The sequence below is a fragment of the Weissella confusa genome, from assembly GCA_041871065.1.
Taxonomy (GTDB): domain Bacteria; phylum Bacillota; class Bacilli; order Lactobacillales; family Lactobacillaceae; genus Weissella; species Weissella confusa_A.
The window spans coordinates 1,415,437-1,433,347 of the sequence record CP168942.1 but is presented as its reverse complement, the minus strand read 5'-3'; the positions used below and the strand labels follow the sequence as shown (position 1 = coordinate 1,433,347).

Annotated in this window: 14 protein-coding genes and 4 tRNA genes; 10 read left to right on the top strand and 8 right to left on the bottom strand. The window is 46.0% G+C overall.

Features of this window, described 5'->3' with window-relative positions; translation table 11 throughout:
- Nucleotide 1: 1 nt before the first annotated feature.
- Nucleotides 2–721, bottom strand: coding sequence for an MIP/aquaporin family protein (locus tag ACAW68_06785; protein ID XGA15182.1), 720 nt, complete (start codon nucleotides 719–721; stop codon nucleotides 2–4).
- A gap of 310 nt (nucleotides 722–1,031) precedes the next feature.
- Between ACAW68_06785 and ACAW68_06780 the strand changes: the two genes are divergently transcribed.
- On the top strand, nucleotides 1,032–1,421 hold the full coding sequence (locus ACAW68_06780) for a DUF948 domain-containing protein (protein XGA15181.1): 390 nt from the start codon (nucleotides 1,032–1,034) through the stop codon (nucleotides 1,419–1,421).
- A 28-nt stretch (nucleotides 1,422–1,449) separates the two neighbouring features.
- Nucleotides 1,450–2,079 carry a hypothetical protein gene (locus ACAW68_06775; GenBank protein ID XGA15180.1) on the top strand — a complete coding sequence of 210 codons (630 nt, stop codon included), beginning with the start codon at nucleotides 1,450–1,452 and terminating at the stop codon, nucleotides 2,077–2,079.
- Between the two features lie 52 nt (nucleotides 2,080–2,131).
- Here ACAW68_06775 and ccpA read toward each other — a convergent pair whose 3' ends face one another.
- A complete protein-coding gene (gene ccpA / locus ACAW68_06770; protein ID XGA15179.1) occupies nucleotides 2,132–3,136 on the bottom strand; it encodes a catabolite control protein A in 1,005 nt (334 codons plus the stop codon).
- Between the two features lie 244 nt (nucleotides 3,137–3,380).
- Between ccpA and ACAW68_06765 the strand changes: the two genes are divergently transcribed.
- Nucleotides 3,381–4,481, top strand: coding sequence for a M24 family metallopeptidase (locus ACAW68_06765; protein XGA15178.1), 1,101 nt, complete (start codon nucleotides 3,381–3,383; stop codon nucleotides 4,479–4,481).
- A gap of 47 nt (nucleotides 4,482–4,528) precedes the next feature.
- Here ACAW68_06765 and ACAW68_06760 read toward each other — a convergent pair whose 3' ends face one another.
- Together ACAW68_06760 and ACAW68_06755 are read right to left on the bottom strand one after the other, a co-directional pair.
- Nucleotides 4,529–4,924, bottom strand: coding sequence for a hypothetical protein (locus ACAW68_06760; GenBank protein XGA15177.1), 396 nt, complete (start codon nucleotides 4,922–4,924; stop codon nucleotides 4,529–4,531).
- Between the two features lie 44 nt (nucleotides 4,925–4,968).
- Nucleotides 4,969–5,319, bottom strand: coding sequence for a hypothetical protein (locus ACAW68_06755; GenBank protein XGA15176.1), 351 nt, complete (start codon nucleotides 5,317–5,319; stop codon nucleotides 4,969–4,971).
- A 197-nt stretch (nucleotides 5,320–5,516) separates the two neighbouring features.
- Between ACAW68_06755 and ACAW68_06750 the strand changes: the two genes are divergently transcribed.
- Together ACAW68_06750 and ACAW68_06745 are read left to right on the top strand one after the other, a co-directional pair.
- Nucleotides 5,517–6,704 carry an MFS transporter gene (locus ACAW68_06750; GenBank protein XGA15175.1) on the top strand — a complete coding sequence of 396 codons (1,188 nt, stop codon included), beginning with the start codon at nucleotides 5,517–5,519 and terminating at the stop codon, nucleotides 6,702–6,704.
- Between the two features lie 261 nt (nucleotides 6,705–6,965).
- Nucleotides 6,966–8,498: a hypothetical protein gene (locus ACAW68_06745; GenBank protein ID XGA15174.1), complete on the top strand. Its 1,533-nt coding sequence runs from the start codon at nucleotides 6,966–6,968 to the stop codon at nucleotides 8,496–8,498.
- A gap of 65 nt (nucleotides 8,499–8,563) precedes the next feature.
- Here ACAW68_06745 and ACAW68_06740 read toward each other — a convergent pair.
- From ACAW68_06740 to ACAW68_06725, 4 genes are all read right to left on the bottom strand, one after another.
- Nucleotides 8,564–8,652 (bottom strand) — tRNA-Ser (locus ACAW68_06740).
- Between the two features lie 96 nt (nucleotides 8,653–8,748).
- A tRNA-Glu gene (locus tag ACAW68_06735) sits at nucleotides 8,749–8,820 on the bottom strand.
- Between the two features lie 34 nt (nucleotides 8,821–8,854).
- Nucleotides 8,855–8,926 (bottom strand) — tRNA-Glu (locus ACAW68_06730).
- A 35-nt stretch (nucleotides 8,927–8,961) separates the two neighbouring features.
- Nucleotides 8,962–9,033 (bottom strand) — tRNA-Glu (locus ACAW68_06725).
- Between the two features lie 174 nt (nucleotides 9,034–9,207).
- On the opposite strand from ACAW68_06725, the gene ACAW68_06720 reads away from it, so the two are divergent.
- The 5 genes from ACAW68_06720 to ACAW68_06700 all read left to right on the top strand — a co-directional run bounded on the left by ACAW68_06720 (nucleotide 9,208) and on the right by ACAW68_06700 (nucleotide 17,906).
- On the top strand, nucleotides 9,208–10,695 hold the full coding sequence (locus tag ACAW68_06720) for a helix-turn-helix domain-containing protein (protein ID XGA15173.1): 1,488 nt from the start codon (nucleotides 9,208–9,210) through the stop codon (nucleotides 10,693–10,695).
- 154 nt (nucleotides 10,696–10,849) lie between these two features.
- Nucleotides 10,850–12,400: a hypothetical protein gene (locus ACAW68_06715; protein ID XGA15172.1), complete on the top strand. Its 1,551-nt coding sequence runs from the start codon at nucleotides 10,850–10,852 to the stop codon at nucleotides 12,398–12,400.
- 24 nt (nucleotides 12,401–12,424) lie between these two features.
- Nucleotides 12,425–13,120 (top strand): WxL domain-containing protein, encoded by a 696-nt coding sequence (locus ACAW68_06710; protein XGA15171.1) that lies wholly within the window; start codon nucleotides 12,425–12,427, stop codon nucleotides 13,118–13,120.
- 5 nt (nucleotides 13,121–13,125) lie between these two features.
- Nucleotides 13,126–14,088, top strand: coding sequence for a WxL protein peptidoglycan domain-containing protein (locus ACAW68_06705; protein ID XGA15170.1), 963 nt, complete (start codon nucleotides 13,126–13,128; stop codon nucleotides 14,086–14,088).
- Nucleotides 14,089–14,330: 242 nt separating this feature from the next.
- On the top strand, nucleotides 14,331–17,906 hold the full coding sequence (locus ACAW68_06700) for a beta strand repeat-containing protein (GenBank protein XGA15169.1): 3,576 nt from the start codon (nucleotides 14,331–14,333) through the stop codon (nucleotides 17,904–17,906).
- The last annotated feature ends 5 nt before the right edge of the window (nucleotides 17,907–17,911 follow it).

The window sequence follows — 17,911 nt, the reverse complement described above, 5'->3', positions numbered from 1 at the left end:
CTTACTTAAACAATGTCCACCACAAAGTTGAGGCAAGGATACCACCAGCGATAGGTGCCAAAACGGCAACCCATGCATACTCCCAGTGTGATGATCCCTTAAACTTCAATGGCAACAAGGCGTGAACCAAACGTGGACCGAAGTCACGCGCAGGGTTCAAACCAGGACCGGTTGCACCACCCAATGACGTAACCAACGTTGCAACAAGGACACCCAATGCCAAACCGGCAATACCCTTGTATTCAGTTGATGACGTAATTCCCAAAGCGGCGAATACCAAAACAAATGTTCCAACAAATTCGTTGATGAATCCGTTGAAGCGTGAGTTAGCAGCGTCAGTCGTTGAGAATGGGGCGAAGACCGCGTCAACGTTTGTCGTCAAATCGAAGTATGGCTTGTAGGCAGCGACAACCAAAAGTTGACCGAACATAGCACCCAAAACTTGCGCGATGATGTAAGGCAAAACTTCTGACCATGGGAAGTCACCGACAACGGCCAAGGCCAACGTAAAGGCAGGGTTGATTTGAGCTGAGAAAGCACCGAAAGCCATAGCTGGGATGGCAACACCGGCTCCGTAACCAACGGCGATGTTCAACCAACCAGTTTCAGCTCCCTTTGTATTCTTCAACTCGGTATTGGCAACTGATCCGTTACCCAACAAAACCAAGAACGCTGTTCCGAAGAACTCGGCGAACAAACGTACGACTAATGAGTGGTCCATAATTCCTCCAAATGTGAAAATAATTTTTAACTGTTTAACCAGAACAAATGTTTGCACATTTCTGTGCACAAACGAACGCTTATCAATCTATCAAAAAACTGTGAGCAGTTCAATGTTTTTTAAGGGTTTTTAACCCGTTTGTAACGTTTTTATGCCGTTTGTGACAGAGTCTGTGAAGGAAAACCGAAACATTTTGATAAGATGCGTAATTCATACACAATACAGCCGTATATCATTAAAATCACTTTCATTGAAAGGAAGCGCTTAAACAGTTAGAATAAGACCTATAAAGAAACTTGGAGGAATAACTATGACAGCAGGTCAAATCGCGTTGATTATCATTGCGGTGGCGGTATTGTTGTTGGTCTTGTTTATCGGGCTATTCTTGGTTCGATTGACACGCACTTTGGGGGTCATTACGCGTGATGTGGATATCATTGCACGTGAGGCAAACGACATTTTAGCTAACGCAAACACATTGTTGAACGATGTTAATGGCAAGGTAGCGACAATTGATCCGGCTTTCCAAGCGGTGGCAGATTTGGGGACATCTGTGTCTGAGTTGAATGCGGCAACGCACAACTTGACGGGGAAGGTTAAGTCAACAGCTGCTTCACGTGGGGCTGGTGTTGCTTCAGCGTTCTCAGCGGTTAATGGATTCCGCAAGGCGCGCAAGGCACAATCATCAACGACAAAGTAATCAGATATAAATTAGGAGGGTATTAACCATGTCTAAGGGAAAAGGATTTTTGGCAGGATTGTTGTTTAGTGGTGTAGCAGCTGCGGCTGGATACGCCTACTTCAAGAGCTTGTCACCAGCAGAACAAGAAAAGTTGAAGGCTAAGGTTGACGACATCGTTGTTGACGTTCGCGACAAGGCGGTTGATTACACATATGCAGCAACTGATGCGGTGGCATCTGTTCGTGATCGCGCTGACGATTTTGTTGCCGAGAAGGGCTTGGATGGCAAGGTAGCTGACTTGAAGGCGCAAGCTGATGAGAAGACAGCTGGCTTGCGTGCCAAGGCCGATGAACTTAAGGCGCAAGCTGACGAGAAGACGGCCGGTTTGCGTGCGAAGGCTGATGATTTGAAGGCGCAAGCACAAGATTTGGCTGATCAAGCAAAGTCAAAGGCTAGCGAAGTGAAGGATCAAGTTCGTGCTAAGGTAGCACCTGAGCTTGAAGATGAAGACATTGATATCGTCTTGGATCCAACGGCACCTTCATTGTCAGAAGCATTTGAAGACTTGGAAGAACCAGTTGCGGTTGAAGAAGCAAAGCAAGTAACGGCTGAAGTTTTGGAACCCGAGGGTGGTTTGTCTGAGACGAACAAGAAGGGCTTGTCAGAAGAAGCTTAATGAGACGCAAAAAGAGGAACGACCGCTAAGTCGTTCCTCTTTTTTGTAGTCATTATTGCTTCGTTGAGTCGCGATCAACGTAACCGTGTGGCAAGATAATGTTCTTAACAGCCAATTCTTCACGGTTCATCAACTTCGTCAACATACGCATAGCAACGGCACCAAGGTCGTAGATAGGTTGCGTAATTGAAGACATTTGTGGACGCGTCATAACAGCCAACTTTGAGTTGTTGTTGGTAATCAATTCAAAGTCTTCAGGCATCTTAACACCAGCATCAGTCATCGCGTTCAACAAGCCAGCAGCCATTTCGTCGTTAACAACAACAGCGGCTGTTGCCTTAGCGTCACGGACCATTTCAGCCATTTGGTAGCCTGATTGATAGTCGTAATCACCTTGAATAACAAGTGATTCATCGTAATCAACACCAGCAACAGCCAAAGCATTCATGTAACCCTTAAGCTTGTATTCGCGGTTGATACCGTGATCCAAGCTTCCCGTCACAAAGGCAACACGCTTGTGACCGTTCTTCAACAACTTGGTCGTTGCTTCGCCGATGGCACTTGTGTAGTCAATGTTTACAGAAGGTTGATCAGTTACGTCATCAACTGAGCCAGCCAAAACGATTGGTACATCAGCCTTAGCAAATTCCTTGCGGATATCATCGTCAATCAAATTACCCATGAAGATAATACCGTCAACTTGCTTGCTCAATAGGTTTTCCAAAACTTGCAATTCCTTGGTGTCAGATTCATCTGAGTTAGCCAAGATGATTTGGTAGTGGTACATGGCAGCGACGTCATCGATTCCACGAGCCAATTCAGCGAAGTAGTGGTCGGTCACGTCGGGAATTACGACACCAATTGTCGTCGTACGACGTGAGGCCAAGCCACGGGCAACGGCGTTGGGACGGTAACCAAGTCGTTCGATAACGGCTTCAACCTTTTCTTTCGTTTCTTGCTTAACGTTGGCGTTGCCATTGACAACACGTGAAACGGTCGCCATTGAGACTTTCGCTTCGCGGGCCACGTCATAAATCGTGATGGTCTGCTTTTCCATGCTGATGCTCCTTTAAATATCTCTCATACAGAATTTTTGTCTTTTTCATAACTTTTCAGTCATTTACCGAATTGCATATCTGCAAACGGTTACAAGGTTATTGTATCATGCTTTCATAAAATGTTTTCATGAGAACATTCGATACATCACAAGTTAATAGTTTAGCATAAATAATCGGTCTATTGCGTCATTTTCTGAAAATGAGTGTACAATGATAGAAAAGTGAAACAAGAGGGGATTTCAGATGACTGAAAAACTTACAAAAATCCAATCATGGTTGAACGACAATGAATTGGACGTCGCCTACTTCTCAGATTTTCATTCAATTGCCTATTTGACAGGCTTTGAATCTGACCCAATCGAACGTGTTTTGGCGTTGGTTGTCTTTCCACAAGATGAGCCGTTTATTTTTGCGCCAGCACTCGAAGTCGAGGCGGTAAAGGGTGCCGGTTGGACGCATCCTGTTTACGGTTACCAAGACCACGAGCAACCGTACCAAATGATTGCTAACTATATTAAGCAACACACGACGCACGCAACTAAGTGGGCCGTTGAAAAGGCACAAATGACGTTGGACCGTGCTGCGTTGTTGCAAACGGCTGTACCAGACGCCAAGTTTGTGGCTGACTTGTCACCATTGATGACTGAAATGCACTTGATTAAGACGCCAGACGAAATTGCTAAGATGCACAAGGCTGGTGATGATGCGGATCGTGCCTTTGAATTTGCCTTTGCTGCATTGCAAGAAGGCGTTTCAGAGCTTCAAGTGATGGCCAAGTTGGAATATGACTTGAAGTCAATGGGTGTTGTGGGAATGTCGTTTGAGACGTTGGTTCAATTCGGTGCGCACGCAGCTGAACCACACGGTGACACTGGTTCAACCTTGTTGAAGGCCGGCGATTTGGCTTTGTTTGACTTGGGAACGATTTACGAAGGTTACGTTTCAGACGCAACGCGTACGGTGGCCTACAAGTCAGTTTCTGATCACCAACGCGACGTGTATAACGTTGTCTTGGAAGCCCAATTGGCTGCCCAATCACAAGCGAAGCCTGGTATGACTGCCGGTGAGTTGGATGCAATTGCCCGTGATGTTATTACCAAGGCTGGTTACGGTGAGTACTTCGTGCACCGTCTAGGACACGGTATTGGGTCATCAGTCCACGAGTCAATTCAAATTGCGACTGGCAATGATTTGGTTTTGCAACCAGGTATGGCCTTCTCAATTGAGCCAGGTATCTACATTCCTGGTGACTTGGGAATTCGTATCGAAGACTCAGTTGTCATGACGGAGACAGGTGCTGATTCATTCACGCACTCATCAAAGGATTTGCGTATTATCGATTAAACAAAATAGGATGGTATCTCGATTTTCTCAAGATACCATCCTATTTTTTAGTGCCAGTTATTAATGATTGCTTCGGCGTTTTCTTCCGTATCGCCAACTTCAGAACGCGTCTTTTCAGCCTTCAACAAAGGTAGCAAAGCTTCTTGGCGAGCGCTGTGCTTAATCACCCAAACCAAGAAAAGGGGTTGTTCGAACAGCCAAACGATGTGACGAGCTGAGTAAGTAGTCGTTTGACCAGTTACTGGGTTTGGCTTAACCGGTGCGGCTAGTTCTGGCGTGACGGCTGCTAAAGCATCAGCCTCGGTATCGAATGTTTCCTCAATCTTCTTGCGGAGATCCTTCTTGAACGCGTCGTACTTAACACGGTTCTTTTGCTTGTTTGGGTAATCAACACCCCACAACTTTACGATGTCGAGGATGTCTGTCAAATTATACGTGGCCATGTGTTTGCTCACTCTCTATTAATTAGTAAACTAAGCATACCACATTAGGCAGCGTCTAGTTTGATAATCATCTTATGAATCTTGTGACCAGTAGCGGCCAATTCAATGGTGGCATCGACATTGCCGTCCGGGGCGAATTTGTCAGAAAAATCACCGTGGAAGGTGACGTGAGCTAGGACTTCGTCATTTAAAGGTTCGACGGAGTGAATACTCGTTTGGACGTTATGCGCAAAGAAGTATTGCTTAAAATAGCTTTGAATGTCAGGCAACCCGACACTGATTTGCTTTGAAGCAACATCAGAGACAATGGCGTCTGGCGCAAATAGGGAGACATAGCTCCCGTCCAAATCATTCAGATAACTGATGACTTGGTACATAGGTGTAGATGCTGACATGAATGTGCTTCTTTCTAATTAGACTATAATTCATTATCTGCTTCTGAAAAGGACGCGTCAAACGGAATGGTCACTTAAGTTTGCTACTTCTTAAAAATAAGCGTAAAGTAGATAAGTCGTCTTTCTAAGGCGACGCTTTTTGTTAATCACAACAAAAAAGGGCACTTATTTGTTTAATTTTGAAAGTAGAGGTTTTTATGAATTCCGAAAAAACCAAGATCTTTAACCAGTCATTTCTTGAAATTGCGCTGATTAACTTCCTAGTTTTGATGACGTTTTACAGTTTGATTGTTGCCGTTGGGCCATATGCAGTCGATGTGCTCCATCTATCAACAGCAAGTAGTGGTTTGCTAGTTGGTATCGTGGTTATTGGCTCACTCGTCATGCGTATGATGTCTGGTGCGGTGCTCGCACGCTTTTCAACTAAGACGATGATGATGGTCGGGGCCTTTGTATTGATTCCTAGTATGCTGGCTTATCACGTCGCAACGTCAATGATTTCATTATTGGTACTACGTTTTGTCCAAGGAATGATGATTGGACTAATCGGGACAGTTACAAATACGGCAGTTGTGTTTGTTGTACCGGAAGAGCGTCGCAGTGAAGGAATTTCATATTTCTCATTGAGTACAGTTATTGCCACAGCAATGGGTCCATTCTTGGGATTGGCCTTGAGCAAGATTGGCTATGGCTTCTTGTTTAACGTCGAAACCGTGATTGCTGCGTTGGCCTTTTTGGCAACGATTTTGATTCACAAGCAGGCGGTTGATATTAAGGCTCACACAGCTAAAAAGGTTGAAACGGCTGACAAGCCAACCGGCCTTAAGCAGTTTTTGGAGCCTAAGGCAGTACCATTGGCAATTGCCTTATTCATTGCCACGTTGACTTACTCAGCCATCCAAAGTTACTTGAGTTTCTTTATGAAGGCACAACACATGTCATCAGTGACTGAGTACTTCTTCTTGATTTACGCGGCGGTGATTTTCATTAGTCGACCATTTACAGGTCGTTTGGCTGATGAAAAGAACGAAAACTACATTATTTACCCAGGGTTGATTTTGTTAGCCATTGGTTTTGTGCTATTGAGCCATGTCACAAACGTTTGGGTCTTTGTGTTGGCTGCGATTTTCATCGGGGTTGGGTTTGGAAACTTCCAATCAGCCGCCCAAGCTACAATTGCGAAGATTGTGCCACCTGAGCGTATGTCATATGCCACATCAACGTACTTTATTTTCTTTGATTTGGCATTTGGTGTTGGCCCATACTTGCTTGGTTTGATTGAACCAAGTATTGGTTTTGTAGGATTGTACGAGTTGATGATTGCCTTTGCGATTATTGCCTTGGTTTGGTACTTCTTGGTACACGGTCGCCATGTTAAGCGTTAATCACTATTAAAACATTAGCGAAAAGTTGAAAAATCTGCTACATTAGATAGAGATAAGATTCGAGTTTATAACGACAAAAAAGACGACCTACACAGATCACTTCCGGTCTGCGTGGGTCGTCTTTTTGTATGCTTTCGACTATTTTGTGAATTATGTGAACGTTTTATGAATTTGAGGGTTGTCACGTGAAATATAGAGCAAATGGCCGTATCCTATTGTTACAAATTAGTTACGAAGCAATTTTTAGAAGAGGTGGGGACAATGGAAAAAGTGACTAGGTTGTTTAGAGGGGCAATGTTGGCGACGGTGATTGTACCCTTCGCAGGCCTACTTACATTACCAGCGGCACAAAGTGTTTCAGCAGCAGACTACGGGGTAAAAATTTCAAACGGAACGCAGGTGCTTTCAAATATTGATGGCACGGTGACTTTTGCAGGTGGGACTGTAAAACAAACGAAAACAGCAGATGGTCAGGTCAATCTTTATTTGAACGGCGTGACTTTGAATCCAAATGGCGAGGGGACGTCAATTGCTTCAACTGCCAATCAACAAACGTATCTTTACTTCCAAGGTGAGAAGCCTTCAGTGGTAAAGGGTGCCTTGCAAGGTATTACGACGGTAACTGGAACTGCCAACTTGTTGGGTGGGTCTCGTGATGCATTGGCTGTCTACGCAGAGGACACGCCGGGTATGGCCAGCGAGATGCAACTTGAAGGAGATTTTGCTAAGCCGGTGACCTTGACGCACAAGGATGGCAGCAAGACTGTACCAACTATCACGCTTGGGAAAGATGACGCGACCCGCTTGAATCAATTGATTTTGGCAGGTAAGTCGACGGATGGTGTAGTTGGTGGGGATGCGATTATCTACAATCCAGAACGTGTTTTGTCAGGTAATTTGGATAAGATTGTCGGGGCGACATCATGGCGTGTCGATTATGATCAGAATGATACCGACTGGAGCGATGCTGCAAATTACAGTACACGCCCATTATCTTTGAAGGGGCCAAACGGTGAAACGGCAACGCGAATTGAAGTTTCAAGCCAATCATTGGACTTCAAGGCAAATAATTTGGCGGTTGTGAATGCCACTAAGTTAGCTGCCGAAAAGATCAACCCAACCGATTTGTACATCGCTGGTAATGGTCAACCGGTAACGGTATCACTTAGCCAAAACGATTCAGATTATACGACCTTTAACGGTGGTAAGTTGGCCGCTGGTCAATATAGCGTGAAGGTTAGTCAACCGGCTGACGTAGAAAAGGGTGTGTTTGGTGGTGAAGCTACTGGTCAATTGATTGTCCAAACGACACCTACGCCAGCACCAAATAATGGCGGTGGGTCAACGCCAACACCAACACCAGCGCCAAGCACACCGATCACACCGGCAGCTACGACACCAGCCGCAACAACTGTGACGCCAGCTGTATCAACGGTCGTGTTCGTGCCAACGGCAACAACGCCGGCGACAACGCAAACGGCAACCCAAGCACCAGCTAAGCAAGTGCCGGCAGCTGCTAATGCAACGTTGCATCACGGAGCCGTTAATGATCCGTTGCACGGACCATTGGAAGTGGACATGCCAGTGAAGTCGAAGACGACGGCCAAGGCACCAGCTAAGGAAGTAAAGCATAAGAATGACTTCCTGAAGCGAGCTGCTGGCTTGAGTACGCAAGCAGTAGTGGCTATTTGGTCAGTCGCGGTCTTGGTATTTGTTGGCTTAGTTTATCTTGGTATGCGTTGGGCAAAGCAAGCGCAAGTTGCTGAAGTAAACGACGATACCGAAGAGAAGTAAATAAGCAGAAAAATAGTAAACAAAAAGCACGTTTCGGATTAATTTCGAAACGTGCTTTTTTAGGAAGGAGCCAACGGGATTTGAACCCGTGCGCCGGCTCAACACCGGTTCGGCGGATTTCGAGTCCGCTGCATTACCACTCTGCCATAGCTCCATAACAATATTTAATATTATAAACATGATTTTTGATTGTTTCAAGTTGAATAAATGAAACAAAAAAGACACCCAGTAAACTGGATGTCTATCAAGATAGCCCATCAGGGAGTCGAACCCTGGATGCCGGTGTGAAAAACCGGAGTCTTAACCGCTTGACCAATGGGCCATGAAAATGTTGAATGCCTAATCGACAAAGGCAATAGCTCATCAGGGAGTCGAACCCTGGATGCCGGTGTGAAAAACCGGAGTCTTAACCGCTTGACCAATGAGCCATGAAATTGTTTATTGATTACTTCGTTAAAAGTAATAGCCCATCAGGGAGTCGAACCCTGGATGCCGGTGTGAAAAACCGGAGTCTTAACCGCTTGACCAATGGGCCATGAACTTTGTTAATTGCTTACCGCTCTTAACAACAGATAATAATATACCAGATGGATATTTATCATGCAACACCTAATTTCAAAAAAAGTCGACTTTTCTTCAAAAAGTGTCTCCCCTTGCACTAAATTCGTGTGTTCCGTACACTAAATACAAGGATTGGGGGCGTGTGGGGATGGATGAATTAACGTGGGTGTTAGAAAAGAAAGAGCAAGACAAATTAACGTTACTGACCTATTTAGCGACGCGGTCAGATAGTTTTTTACCAATTAAGCGCATTGTGACATCGCTGGGGTGGTCGCGGTATCGAACGTTATCGACGATTACGATGTTATTCGATGACTTAGTGGTGCATTTTCCAAATGAACGAACTGCGTATATTTATGACGAAAAGCAAAAAGCGGTTATCGTTGATCGATCGGTGTTGGTCGATATTAAAACGGTTGCTTTTGATTACCGACAAAAATCAGTGGTTTGGCAATTGCTCGGCGTTATTTTTACCGGAACGTTCGATTCGTATGAACAGTTCGCCGAAACTTACCACACGAGTGTGCCAATTGCGCGGGCAGCCAAAAGTAAAATTGCCGCCGTTCTGAAAAAAGCAAATATTAAGTTGACGTTGCATAGCGGATTAGTCGGTAACGAAACTACTATCCGCATATTTTTCTTCGGTTTGATGCGGCAAGCCTATGGTAACCATGAGATTCCATTTCCACCAGAAATGCGCGATCGAACTGAGCAAGCCGTACATGCAATTGCAAATCTATTTAATATTCCGTTACGTGAAACGACGAAACAAGCAATGCGAATGCAATTTACCATTTGGTATTATCGCTTAATTAACGATCATCATCTATTATCTGAGGAAATTCCAGCCTTGTTGACGGCTTCAGACAATTGGGATGCTGAACATCAGGCGACACGAGCTGGGTTAATTGAGTTAATGTGCTCGTTTGTGTCTTTACCAACAGCTGTTTTGGAACGTGAAGCTGATTTTGCGATAGCGAGTCTGTACTCAACTGGGTTTGCTTCGAGCGTACCGGTGTCGTTATTGACGGAAGTGGCTCAGAAAAAATTGGCGCGATTTAAAACCATTGTTAAGACGGAGTACCAAGCGTTATTTAACCAGGAACTTTCGGAACGCATCTTGAATCGTGTGACATCACAACTCTCAGCAATCAATATGCGGACAGCGTATTTTAGCGTTTACGGGTACCGACCAACACCTGAATTGGAAATTGCGCAGCGTGACTTTCCGATTCATACAGCATTTGTTTTGCGGGTCCTCCATAATCTGGCGGAGAAAATTGGGTTTGATGAGCAGGTACTGGTTAATTCCTTGTTTGAAGAATATTTAGATGCGATGATTCGGAATTTATCAAAACAGTCCATCTTACCGGCGATTATCGTGGTGATTGATATGACGAATTTGCCGGCACTTGAAGAATTGATTCAAGATCGGTTGAAGCGTTCGCCGATGATTAATGTGATAGTGGCGCATGAATTTCGTCCAGATACCGATTTCTACATATCAGATGTTGAAATTTCGCAATTTGGTGTAACACCAGGCTTCATTTGGACCCGCTATCCCGATGAAACAATGTTTGCTCAATTCATCGAGCAAGCTGTATTACTTACAAAAGACAGATTTAAAGGTCAGTGATTATTTCACTGGCCTTTTTAGTGTTTTCAATACCTTACAAAGAAAAAGTAGATTTTTTTGAAAAAAACAGAAAAAAACGACGTGGTGAAGTTTGTTGCTATCCGATAAAGTTAAGCACGTAAACGATTCCTATTTGTTGAACGGGAGGAGTGAGATGAGAATTGGAAGACTGATATTCGGCGTTATGCTGGGTGTCATAAGTATGTGGTTTAGTCATGATTTGCACGCTGCTGAGCATCAAGTGGAAACGATGCGCGAATTCGAGCAAGCTTGGCATTTGGACGAACCGGATCAAACAATCCGGTTGGAAGCGGATATTGTTGACGACCTTGCGACAGGATTAGAACCTCGGACACAGGATGTCACATTAATAGGCGATGGTTATGAATTAGCTTTTGCACCTGAACAGAACAAGCAACCGGTTAGCCTAACAAGTTTGGGAGAAATTAAGTTAGCTGGGGAATTGTGGTTGTCAGGTGCCGATGAGACACCTTTAATTAACGCACGGCGGGTCCAGGCATTGCCTGACAGTAATGTGTCCATGAGTCCTGGTTATCAGGGTCGCATGGTAGTGGCTGACGAGGTCATTATCAACGGTCAATTAGTATTACACGGATTACACGGTGACATGATTACCGCACCAAATATTCAAATTGCATCAGATGGATTTGTTGAAGCCTTTGGTCAAACGGGCGGTCACGTTTTTGCGACAGATAGTGGTGGGCAGTTAACCGTAGAATCGGGGGCGCATATTTCTGTATCTGTTCTGCAACAAAGTGATGGTCTAAACGTTGGCCCGATTGATATGGGATATGATCAGGTCGTTATTCAAGATGGTGCCCAGGTTGATGTTGCGAGCATCCAGCCAGCATTGCTTTGGCGAAACACGGATGCTGCAATGGTGACGGTAGAATCGGGTGGTCGATTACAATTGACCGGGTTGCAACAACAGGCCGTCGTTTATAAAAATCAAAACGGTGTGAGTGGTGGCGGATTACAGGTGAAAAAGGCCGGACGATTATCTGTCACAGGGTCGAGCGCCACCGCATTGATTGAATTTTGTCAGCCGACGGTGCTAAAAATCGTCGCACCAGCTGAATTGGCTTTCGTTAATACACAGGAGAGGGGACTTGTGTATCAACGGAATCGTGGCACTTTTGAACTACAACAGCTTATCGCACACAGTACAACGACTAATTCAGTCGCAACAGAATTTTCAATCCAATCGCTGCGCGTGAAAGGGCGTGGTAACGGGCAAACCGTAAGTGATTTACCCTATGCTGTTTCGGCATGGGTGGACAGTTTGAATAAACTAACGGCGCGTCCTTTACCGGCTGAAGAACCGATGAAGGTGGTCATGACACCAGTCTCGTTTGGCAACGTGGTTAAACCATATGGTCAATCAGTTCGAACGGCGGCACTGCCTGGCACAGGCGTTTTGACAGTACAGGGGAGTATTTTGAAATCCTGGGCAGTGCAACTTCGACTGGCGCGCCCGTTTACAAATCGGGTAACCGGACAAGTCATTTCACCGCAGTTGATGGCGGATCAACAAAACATAACGGAATCGTTTCAAGAGATATTGAGTGGTCAAGTGGGGCGAACGCATGCAACGCGTTTTGAGATGCAAATCGCTGACCACGACGTTATACCGCTCGGTGACTATGAAGCCGAGCTTGAGATTAAATTGGTCGCAGGACCATAGAGATAGAAGATGGGGGAATTTGACATGATGATGTTTAAGTGCCGGGCGACTTTGGCGGTATTGACGGTTGGCTTAACGATGTTGACTGGTGGCTCGATTTTTTCAGCTGAAAAGGATGAGACAGCCACAGTGCCAGCGACGGTAAGCTTTGCGGGGGTTGAAGAACCAATCGTTATTGATCGGGTAAATCCGACTGATGCAAAAACCAAAGATCCAGCAGCACCAGCGAATATGCGTGAGACGGGGATGCCATTGACGATTGATTACGCGTCACCTTGGCGTTTTGAAACCCAAAAAGTGAGTTTGATGGATCGGTCTTATTCGGCTAAGCGCGATACGTTTGCGGGTCAGGCAGTGGCCAATCACGTTCAGGTGACTGATCAACGTGAAAAGTTAGATGGTTGGGAATTGCAAATCCGGCAAGCAACGCCATTCATGCATGCATCTGGCACTGAGCTAAAGGGGGCTAAGCTACACGTGGGCGAAATGTCGGTTAAGTCAGCAGTTGAAGGCACTTTAGTGATGCCATCAAAGAGTGCAATCACGTTGAATGGGGAGTTTGCCCGGCTGGCCAGTGCTAAAGTTGGCGATGGCTATGGCACATCATCTTTATCGATGGCGGATGTTAAGTTAACGGTACCGGGTCAGGTGAAAAAGTTGGCCGGTAATTATTCAAGTGAGGTAGTTTATAAGCTCCTCGCAGCACCAACAGGAGCGTAAATGAGATGAAATTGGTTTGGGGAGTAGTTGTAATGATTTTGACGGTGATGTTTGGGGGAACACCAGCGTCAGCGAATGAAATGCCGTTTGCAGTTCGTGTCATGGCAGCAGCTGAACAGCGTCCAGAAACGACAGGGTATTTCGATTTAATTTTGGCACCTAATCAAGCGAAGAAAGTTCAAGTTTTATTGACGAACGAAACGGAGAAGCCAATCACGGTTGATATCAAATCAGCCCAGGCGACAACCAATCGTAACGGGGTAGTCGATTATGAAACGGCGCAATCAAAAGCTTGGCGACGACTTGTTGCGGTGCCTAAGAGCATTACACTACCACCGCATGGCCAAGAATTGGTCGCAACGACCATTCATATGCCGGCAAACCAATTTGATGGGATCAAAGCAGGGGGCTTAACATTTGCTGAACGCAAAACACCAAATGATTCGGGGGAATCTGGTGTTCAAATTAAGCAGTCATATGCTTATACAGTTGCGGTCTTAGTTCGTAATCACGAGGGGGATGTACCAGATAAGATGCGTTCTGTGGGGGTGCAAACCAAAACGGTTACTGGTGAGAATGTGTTGCAAACGACGCTTGAGAATCCGATGCCCGCATTTCAACATGACATGCAGGTGCGGACACGCTTGTATCGGGGCGATAAGTTGATTTTGGATAAAACGCAAGCGGGGTTGCGTTTTGCGCCAGATAGCCAGTATCAACACATGACAGTGCTTGATCAGTCATTAGCAGCCGGTCGGTATCTGGTGGTAACGGATGTGAAGACGGATCAAGGTAAATGGCATTTTAATGATGGTCTGACTGTGACAGCTAAGCAACGAGTTGGTGGGGCGGTTGCTGAAGCGACACGGCTGCCAATTTGGCTAAAGATTATGTTGGGCATTATCGGGGTATTGCTCATGATTATTATTTGGCTCATCATATTGATGCGACGACGTCAGCAAAAATAGTAAATCGTAGCGATCGGGACAATCTCTGTCTCGGTCGCAACGACGTCAGCAAAAATAGTAAATCGTAGCGATCGGGACAATCTCTGTCTCGGTCGCTTTTTTGTTCACATAAATGAAATATTTGCCGTATTCTGTTCAGACTTTTCGTGGCATTTTGGCTTTGTTTTTTTGCGGTCACATCATATTCGTTTTTTATACTGGCGGTATAGCAAGAAAATTAGAGTATTGATGAGGAAAATAACATGAAATCTCAAGTTACGGGAGATCTCCAGTTACATAAAATAGCTGAAGATGGTGGCCAGAAAAAATGGCTGGTTAAGGGCGTCGCCACTTTGGCAATGCTTGGGGGAATCGCAGCTGCCCCAGATGTATTGGAACAAATTGAGCCAATTTCAGACAAGTTTGCTAGTGTGCTACACATGAAGGGCGTTTCGGCTGCATCGGTTGCAAAGACGATTAATGAAGTGACTGATGCAAGTGAGGATGCACCGCGTACGACAGCGGCTAATTCGTCAACTGGAACGAAAAACTTTACGGGGTATGGAACATCAGGAGATGCGTCAAATCCTAATAAGGTTGCTCAAAAAGGAACAACGTCTTGGTGGACGATGACTACCGGTGGTAATCAGTCGGGTAAGTTGGTTTATAACACCGCGCTGGATACGGACCAAGATTTTACAGTTACAGGAAGCATTTATGCCAAAGATAATTTCTGGCAAGGTGACTTCGTTGGTATTTTCGTGGCACCGCAATTGCCGGCTACGATTGGTAATAACGGTGGTCCAGGTTCTGGACTAGGAATCTACGGTAACAGTGGTGTCGCGGGAATCAAGAACGCCACGGCGCTTGGTTGGGACATGAATAAATCCGGGGATTCTTATTACGGTGATCCGGATGGTTCGTACCCTGCCATGGTGCTACGTCAAACCGATGCAAACGCTGGAGTTGTTAAACTTAGTACAGCGTATGCTTCGGCATGGCAACCGGGTCAGGGAACTGCCACAAATGCCACTACTCAAGGAACCGGAACGCCATATACGCTTACGTATGATGCCGATGGTGGAGATGGTACTAATGGAAGATTGACGTTGACGATGGCTGGCAAGACTGTTTTCGTTCAAATTAACAAAACCCAAATGCCTTACTTGTCAGTCGGTGTCGACACGACCGGTGGAAGTGGTTCTTGGACATTGTGGGAAGCAACCATGGATGTTAAGGGACAACGTGAAGCAATTCCGGTGAATGTTACCTATAAAGACACGGCAGGTAATCAATTGTTAGACCCGACTAGCATTACAATTGGAGACGGGCAATCATTGGGAATTACCGGTGTGTCAACTGGTACAACTTCGGATACGATTACGTATAATGCACCAGTTATTCCGGGCTATTATGCAAGTACTGCTAATACAGTTTCAGCGCACGTTAACGATGACAATACGTACAACTATTCATTGAATGTTGTTTACACGAAGTCGCCACAACAAGCAACGGTTACTAAGACTGGTTTGAATGCATCAAATGCTGTTAAAAATGAGACAGTGACGGCAGCGACAGGTTCTACCGGTGGCACGATTGCCATTGCAGATACCAGTTTGGCTGTTTCAGGATATAGCTATGTTGTCACGGCGCCGGATGGTAGCCAGTATAGTACGATGAGTGAAGCACTGGCAGCGGGTTCTAATGGTGTGTTTGACAGCACGACGAATAGTTCGGGCGCTTCGGACGCGGCAACCCAAAACTTTGGCGTTTCATACTCGGCTTTGTCACAAAAGGCTAGTTTTAGTTATTCAGGCGGGACACCGCTTTCTGGTGCGCCAACTGTTGTCTCAGGTGTGACAGATGACCGCTTGCCGGGGTCGCTATATGTTTACACGCCATCCGGATACCGTCTGGACAGTGCCAATACATCATTTGCCTCAGGGATTGGTATGACGTACGCCACAACGATGCGTAGCGCAACGATTACCGGTACATTCGATGCTGACACGGCAACGGATCAGAACTCAACAATTGTTTTAAAGGCTGATAAGCAAACAGCGACGTTGAAGCAGGTTATTAATGCAACGACCTCGGATGTGGAATCGGTAACTGGTGGTACTGACAGCAAAATTGCATTTTCAGCAACTGATAGTACCTTGGCTAAGACCGGTTATACGTACAACGTTACCGGTCCTGACGGCGCAACCTATGACACACTAACAGCGGCTTTGGCAGCGACACTGAACTATGACAAAGATAATAATGACGGGGATACTGATGCAAATGCTCAGGTGTTCACGGTTAACTACACGGATACGCAGGCTCCTACCATTTCGACAGGTAAGGATAGCTATCAAGTGACGACTGGCGCCGGTACGACGGCCGATAGTTTCTTGACGGCGATTAATGCACAAGTATCTGATAATCAAGTGGACGGTAGCGCAACGTTGACGTCTGACTATGCCGATGTGGTGAAGGATGAACCGGGGACGTATACAGTTACGTTGACGGCGACGGATGCTACGGGCTTGAAGACAACAAAAACGATTACAGTTGTGGTAACGGAAACATCCCCATACGACCAAGAATCAGCTGTGTCGTCAGCAGCCTCAAACTTGGAAACGATTTCTAATGATCCGACCAAGACGACGGCTGATGTACAAGCAGCGCAACAGGCACTTGATGATGCGATTGCAACGGCTAAGAACGATCGTGAAACTGCTAAGACAAACGCAGAAACAGCTGAGAAGAATGCGACTGATCAAGGTGTTGCTGACGATAGCACTGTTGTCGACGCACAAAAAAACTTGGATGATGCGATTGCGGCAGCCGACAACAATACTGGGACAACCCAGGCAATTGTTGATGCGACAAATGCGTTGGATCGCGCAGTAGCGGTGGCCTCGGCAAATGCGGTGGCAACTAATCCGGTTAGTCAGGAGACGGCCGTTGCGTCAGCCAAGGATAATTTGGACAAGGTGTTGGCGGATTCAGCATCGACAACCGATCAAATTATCGCGGCCCGTGATGCGTTGAAGGACGCGGTAAATGATGCGCTTGAAGCTCGAAACGACGCCTTATCAGGTGCTGATACGGCGTTAGACAAGGCTTCGCAATCAGTGGCGGCGCTTGATCCAGACGTCATCGCCGCACAAAAGGCGTTGCAAGATGCTGTTGCAAATGCGAATGCTGACACAGGCACGACAGCTGCGGTGACGCAGGCGACAGAAGCTTTGAATAAGGCTATTTCTGACGCTGAGTCCGAGCAAGAAACTGCCCGCGCAGCAGCTGCAGCGGCGATTGCAGCGATGACGCCGGTTTCTAACGAAGCAAACATTTTGGCTGCGTATAAGTCGTTGCAAGATATTTTGGATAATCAAAAATCGACAGCTGATGAAATTACCAATGCGACAACTGCTTTGACAAATGCGACGACGACTGAAAAGGGAACTCGTGGTGATGCGGTAACAGCTGCTGACACTGCTATTACGAATGCCCAAGCAGGCGATAATGCGAATGACGAAGGTGTACAGGAAGCAATTGAAAACCTACAAAACATCATTGATAATGCAACGTCTGAGACTGCGGATACCGTTGATGGTAAGGTGCCACTAACAGCTGACATTGAAGCAGCAACGCAAGCACTTGCCCAAGCAATCACTGATGCGGCATCAGCTCGTGAGGATGCAGTGACAGCAGCGCAAGAAGCGATGAGCGACACAGCGCCGGTTTCATTAGAACCAGATACGGCAACGGCTAAGGCTGCACTGCAACAGGTTTTGGATGATCCAAAGGCGACAGCAACCGACATTGAAGAAGCGATGCAAGACTTGTAAGGAGG

Excerpts from the sequence above, each read along its gene's own strand:
- ACAW68_06700 (XGA15169.1), top strand. The coding sequence starts at position 14,331 with ATGAAATCTCAAGTTACGGGAGATCTCCAGTTACATAAAATAGCTGAA.
- ACAW68_06750 (XGA15175.1), top strand. The coding sequence starts at position 5,517 with ATGAATTCCGAAAAAACCAAGATCTTTAACCAGTCATTTCTTGAAATT.
- ACAW68_06720 (XGA15173.1), top strand. The coding sequence starts at position 9,208 with ATGGATGAATTAACGTGGGTGTTAGAAAAGAAAGAGCAAGACAAATTA.
- ccpA (XGA15179.1), bottom strand. The coding sequence starts at position 3,136 with ATGGAAAAGCAGACCATCACGATTTATGACGTGGCCCGCGAAGCGAAA.
- ACAW68_06745 (XGA15174.1), top strand. The coding sequence starts at position 6,966 with ATGGAAAAAGTGACTAGGTTGTTTAGAGGGGCAATGTTGGCGACGGTG.
- ACAW68_06765 (XGA15178.1), top strand. The coding sequence starts at position 3,381 with ATGACTGAAAAACTTACAAAAATCCAATCATGGTTGAACGACAATGAA.
- ACAW68_06780 (XGA15181.1), top strand. The coding sequence starts at position 1,032 with ATGACAGCAGGTCAAATCGCGTTGATTATCATTGCGGTGGCGGTATTG.
- ACAW68_06715 (XGA15172.1), top strand. The coding sequence starts at position 10,850 with ATGAGAATTGGAAGACTGATATTCGGCGTTATGCTGGGTGTCATAAGT.
- ACAW68_06760 (XGA15177.1), bottom strand. The coding sequence starts at position 4,924 with ATGGCCACGTATAATTTGACAGACATCCTCGACATCGTAAAGTTGTGG.
- ACAW68_06785 (XGA15182.1), bottom strand. The coding sequence starts at position 721 with ATGGACCACTCATTAGTCGTACGTTTGTTCGCCGAGTTCTTCGGAACA.
- ACAW68_06705 (XGA15170.1), top strand. The coding sequence starts at position 13,126 with ATGAAATTGGTTTGGGGAGTAGTTGTAATGATTTTGACGGTGATGTTT.
- ACAW68_06755 (XGA15176.1), bottom strand. The coding sequence starts at position 5,319 with ATGTCAGCATCTACACCTATGTACCAAGTCATCAGTTATCTGAATGAT.
- ACAW68_06710 (XGA15171.1), top strand. The coding sequence starts at position 12,425 with ATGATGATGTTTAAGTGCCGGGCGACTTTGGCGGTATTGACGGTTGGC.
- ACAW68_06775 (XGA15180.1), top strand. The coding sequence starts at position 1,450 with ATGTCTAAGGGAAAAGGATTTTTGGCAGGATTGTTGTTTAGTGGTGTA.